Source organism: Rhodopseudomonas sp. BR0C11 (genome assembly GCF_010820945.1).
Lineage (GTDB): Bacteria > Pseudomonadota > Alphaproteobacteria > Rhizobiales > Xanthobacteraceae > Rhodopseudomonas > Rhodopseudomonas palustris_H.
Window position 1 is genome coordinate 1 of record NZ_QTKI01000371.1, and the last position, 4,888, is coordinate 4,888.

The 4,888-nt window shown below is 65.4% G+C and carries 4 protein-coding genes; all 4 read right to left on the reverse strand.

Annotated features, from left to right (window positions below):
* The coding region (locus DYI24_RS21290; RefSeq protein ID WP_164573745.1) for a DUF4167 domain-containing protein at window positions 1-422 on the reverse strand (422 nt) is incomplete at its 3' end.
* Window positions 423-878: 456 nt separating this feature from the next.
* Window positions 879-1,748 carry a peptide chain release factor N(5)-glutamine methyltransferase gene (prmC, locus tag DYI24_RS21295; protein ID WP_164573746.1) on the reverse strand — a complete coding sequence of 290 codons (870 nt, stop codon included), beginning with the start codon at window positions 1,746-1,748 and terminating at the stop codon, window positions 879-881.
* A complete protein-coding gene (gene prfA / locus DYI24_RS21300) occupies window positions 1,745-2,830 on the reverse strand; it encodes a peptide chain release factor 1 (RefSeq protein WP_164573747.1) in 1,086 nt (361 codons plus the stop codon). The genes prmC and prfA overlap by 4 nt, the downstream gene beginning before the upstream one ends.
* Before the next feature lie 54 nt (window positions 2,831-2,884).
* On the reverse strand, window positions 2,885-4,888 hold a 2,004-nt coding region (gene ptsP / locus DYI24_RS21305), incomplete at its 5' end, for a phosphoenolpyruvate--protein phosphotransferase (protein WP_164573748.1).

Below are 4,888 nucleotides of genomic sequence, written 5' to 3' on the forward strand. Positions count from 1 at the left end.
TGATAAGGCTGCGGCTGCTCGCGCTGCTGGTACGGCTGGGGCTGCTGTACAGGGACGAGGCCCGGCTCGGCGCCGAAATTGGAGAAATCGCCCTCGCTGTCGTCGTCGTTGTCCAGCGTGTCGTTGTCGATTCGCGGCTGCGGCTGATTCTGCCGGAACTGCTCCTGGGCTGCCGCGATCAGACGAAAGTAGTGCTCGGCGTGCTGGTAATAGTTCTCTGCCGCCACCGGGTCACCCGAAGAGCGGGCATCGCGGGCGAGCTGAACGTATTTCTCGGCGATGTGCGAAGCGGTACCACGGATCTTGATATCGGGGCCGTTCGATTCAAACACCCGGGTCATCGGGTTTTGGCCGCGCCGATTGTTATTATTGCCGCCGTTATTCCGGTTACGCAGCCGCTTATTGTTCTGCCCGTTTCTCATGTCCTACCTTCTTACCGAACCTCTTTTTGCAAGGCATGGCTGCGCCTGACGCAGGTCGCACTACGCCTCTCCGAACAGCCCTTCAGTCTCTGGTCGCTTAGTGCCGTATGTCGCGTTCAACAAAGACGCGTTCCCCAACTCCGGCGGGCGGTCGTGCTGCGCCAGCCGGACCAAATCAACGAGCCTGTGCAACGAGGCTCAGCTTCTCGCGCGTGAGTTCTTCAAGCGTGAATCGTTTAGGCTTTCGTTCGCTTCGCGGTCGAAAGCTGCGCGGCTGCCCCAGCCTATCGCGCTTGATCGAAACCGCAGTATGGAACCCTTTCGGTCAGGGGCTCTCGTAGAGAAGAACATGCCCCACACCGCACCGCGGGGCCAGCCGCTCTGACCGATATCTGGAGCGGAACGTAGTCGCTCTCGGTCGATATTCCAAGCGGTTTTTTGCAATTTGTTCCGATATCAGGGGCCTGCGAGCCGCCCGGTCACCGCCCGGAAAATCCCTGACAAATCAGGCCGGAAGGGGTCAGAGACGGTTAACCCCGAGGCCTGCATCAGGGCGCTTACATCGCGTTCCTGACCTTGTCCGATTTCAACCACCAAGGCGCCTCGTGGTTGCAACAGGCGGACCGATTCGGGGATGATTTTCCGGTAGGCATCGAGCCCATCGGCTCCGCCGTCGAGCGCCCGGCGCGGATCATGCTCCCGCACCTCGCGATCAAGCCCCGCAATCTGGTTAGCTGGAATATAGGGCGGGTTGGAGACGATCAGGTCGAACGGCCCCTCCAGCGCCGAGGCGTAGTCGCAGGCGAGGAAGCCGGCGCGATCAGCAAGTCCAAGACGCCGCGCATTCCGTCGTGCGGTGCTTAGAGCGCCGAGACTGATATCGGTGGCAACGCCGATAGCGTCCGGCCGCTCGTGTAGTAGCGCAAGCAGGATCGCGCCGCTCCCAGTCCCGATGTCCAGTATCCGCGGCGCAGGTAAGGCTCGCTCCTGCAGGATCGCGAGCGCGGCCTCCACAATCGTCTCAGTATCGGGGCGCGGCACCAGCGTGTCGGCAGAGAGTTCGAACGGCAGCCCCCAGAACTCACGCATGCCGAGGATGCGAGCCACCGGCTCGCCGCCGAGCCGCCGCGCCGCAAGCGACTGCAGCCGCGCGTACTCCTGAGCGGTCAGGATACGCTCAGACTGAACCAGCAGTCCGGTGAGATCGAGCCCGGTGACCTCGCCGACCAGCAGCCGGGCATCGAGTGCGGCCGACTCGATCGCCGCATCCTGGAATTGCCTGGCGAGACGACGACGCGCGGACGCGATCGTCGGAGCGTCGCTCACGCCGCGTTGCCCTGCTCGGCGAGCTGCGCCGCCTGGTATTCGGTGGTCAGCGCATCGATCAGCTCGCCCAAGCCTTCGCCGGCCATTACTTGCGGCAGCTTGTACAGTGTCAGATTGATGCGGTGGTCGGTGACGCGCCCTTGCGGGAAGTTGTAGGTGCGGATCCGCTCCGAGCGGTCGCCGGAGCCGACCTTCTCTTTGCGCTCCGCCGAGCGCGCCGCATCGACCCGCTGCCGCTCGGCGTCGTAGATCCGCGAGCGCAGGATGTTCATCGCCGAGGCGCGGTTCTTATGCTGCGAGCGGCTGTCCTGCATCATCACCACGATGCCGGTCGGCAGATGGGTGATACGGATCGCCGACTCGGTCTTGTTGACGTGCTGGCCGCCGGCGCCCTGCGCCCGCATCGTCTCGATCCGCAGGTCTTCCTGCTTGATATCGACGTCGACGTCCTCGACCTCGGGCAGCACCGCAACGGTCGCGGCCGAGGTGTGGATGCGCCCCTGGGTTTCGGTGTCGGGCACACGCTGGACACGGTGCACCCCGGATTCGAATTTCAGCTTGGCGAAGGCGCCGCGGCCCTTCACTTCGGCGATGATTTCCTTGAAGCCGCCGACCGTGCCTTCGCTCGCCGAAATCACTTCGACGTTCCAGCCCTGCAGCGCCGCGAACTTTTCGTACATCCGGAACAGGTCGCCAGCGAACAACGAGGCCTCGTCGCCGCCGGTGCCGGCGCGGATTTCCAGCATCACGTTGCGCTCGTCCATCGCGTCCTTCGGCAACAGCGCGATGCGGATCTGCTGGATCAGTTCGTCGCGGTGAGCGTCGAGCGCATCGCGCTCGGCCTCGGCCATCGCCCGCATCTCCGGCTCGGTGGCCGGATCTTCGAGCAGCTCGTCCATCTCACCGAGTTCGTCGCGGACCTGGCGATAACTCTTCACCGCCTCGACCAGAGGATTGAGCTCCGACAATTCGCGGGTGATGCGGACGTAGTCCTCGGCTCCGACCTGGGCCATCAGCTGCGCTTCGAGCGCGGCATGATGCGCGAGGAGAACGTCGAGCTTGGCTTCGGGCAGTGTGGACATGAACGATCTCGGATGAACGCGAAAAACGACAAGCGGCGGCGGGCAGCCGCGTCGCTACAAGGCGAGCTGATGCGCTTCGGCGAATTCGATCAGCTTGTCGCGAATCGAGACGCTGCCGGCCGGCGCGTCGAGCAGCGGTCCGATCATCGCCTCGGCCTTGGCGAGGTCGAGGCCGAGGATCATCGCCTTCACCGGGCCGTGCGCCAGCGCCGAAACCGACAGCGAGCGGTAGCCGATCGCGATCAGCGCCAGCGCCGCCAGCGGTTGCGAGGCCATCTCACCGCACAGCGACAGCGACCGCTTCGCCGCCCGGGCCTTGCGGACGATATCGCGTAGCGCCCGCAGGATCGGCGCCGACAGCGTGTCGAACCGCTCCGACACTTTCGAGTTGCCGCGATCGACCGCGAACAGGAACTGGAACAGATCGTTGGAGCCGACCGAGACGAAGTCGGCGCGCTTGAACAGCTCGTCGAGCTGATACAACAGTGCCGGCACTTCCAGCATGGTGCCGACGTCGACGCGCTCCGGCAAAGTGTGGCCGTGCTGGCGCAGATAAGTCAGTTCACGCTCGATGATGCTCTTGGCGGCATCGAATTCGGCTACCTCCGAGATCATCGGGAACATCACCCGCAGATAACGACCGGCGGCGGCGCGCAGCATCGCCCGGATCTGGCTGCGCAGCAGGCCGGGCCGGTCGAGCCCAAGCCGGATCGCGCGCCAGCCCAGCGCCGGATTTTCCTCAACCACCGTCGCCATGTAGGGCAGCGCCTTGTCGCCGCCGATGTCGAGGGTGCGGAAGGTCACCGGCTTGGTGCCGGCGGCATCGAGCACGGCGCGATATAGCGCGAGCTGATCGGACGAGCGCGGCAGGCTCTGGCCGACCATGAACTGCAGCTCGGTGCGGAACAGGCCGATGCCCGACGAGCCGGTGTCTTCGATGTGCGGCAGGTCGATGGTCAGGCCCGCGTTGATCATCAGATCGATCGGCTGGCCGTCCTTGGTGGCGCAGGGCAGATCGCGCAGCGCCGAATACTGCGCCTGCCGACGGGCGCGGAAGCGCACCCGCTCCGCATAAGCGGCTTCGATTTCGGCCGACGGGCGGACATAGATCGAGCCCGAGGTGGCATCGACGATGATCGCGTCGCCCGGATCGGCGATACCCGGCGCATTCGGCACCTCGCCGATCGCCGCGATACCGAGGGCGCGCGCCACGATCGAGACGTGCGAATTGGCAGTGCCTTCTTCCAGCACCAGACCGCGCAGCCGCTTGCGGTCGTAATCGAGCAGCGCCGCCGGGCCCATCGACCGTGCGATCAGGATGGCGTTGTCGGGCAATTGCTCGCGCGACGGCGCATGGTCCTGCCCGACGAGCTGGCGCATCAGGCGGTGGCCGAGGTCTTCCAGATCATGCAGCCGGTCGCGCAAGTAAGGATCGGTCGAGCGCAGCATCCGCGCCCGGGTGTCCGACTGCACGCGTTCGACGGCTGCTTCGGCGGTGAGGCCGGTGGCGCCCGCCTCGTGCAGCTTGTGCGACCAGCCATGGTCGTTGGCGAACATCCGGTAGGCTTCGAGCACGTCGCGGTGCTCGCCGCCCTCGGCGAAGTCGCCCCGCTCCAGCATCCGGTCGAGGTCGGAGCGCAGCTTGGCCAGCGCCGCGTCGAGCCGCTTGATTTCCTTCGGCAGGTCTTCGGCGATGTAATTGGTGATGACGACGCGCGGCTCGTGCAGCACCACATGGCCGAGCGCGATGCCGTCCGACAACACCGCACCGGTCTTGTGGATCGAGTGCCGCGCCGCCGGCTCCGCACCGGGCTGGGCCAGCGCCGACAATTCGCCGGAGGCGATCATCTCGGCCAGCACCATCGCGGTGGTCTGCAGCGCCTCGACCTCTTCCTCGACATAGGTGCGCTTGGCGCGGTTCTGCACCACCAGCACGCCAAGTGTGTTGCCCGCGCGCAGGATCGGCACGCCGAGGAACGAGTGGTAAATTTCTTCGCCGGTTTCCGGGCGGAACGAGAACGCCGGATGGCTCTGCGCATCCGACAGGTTCAGCGGGGT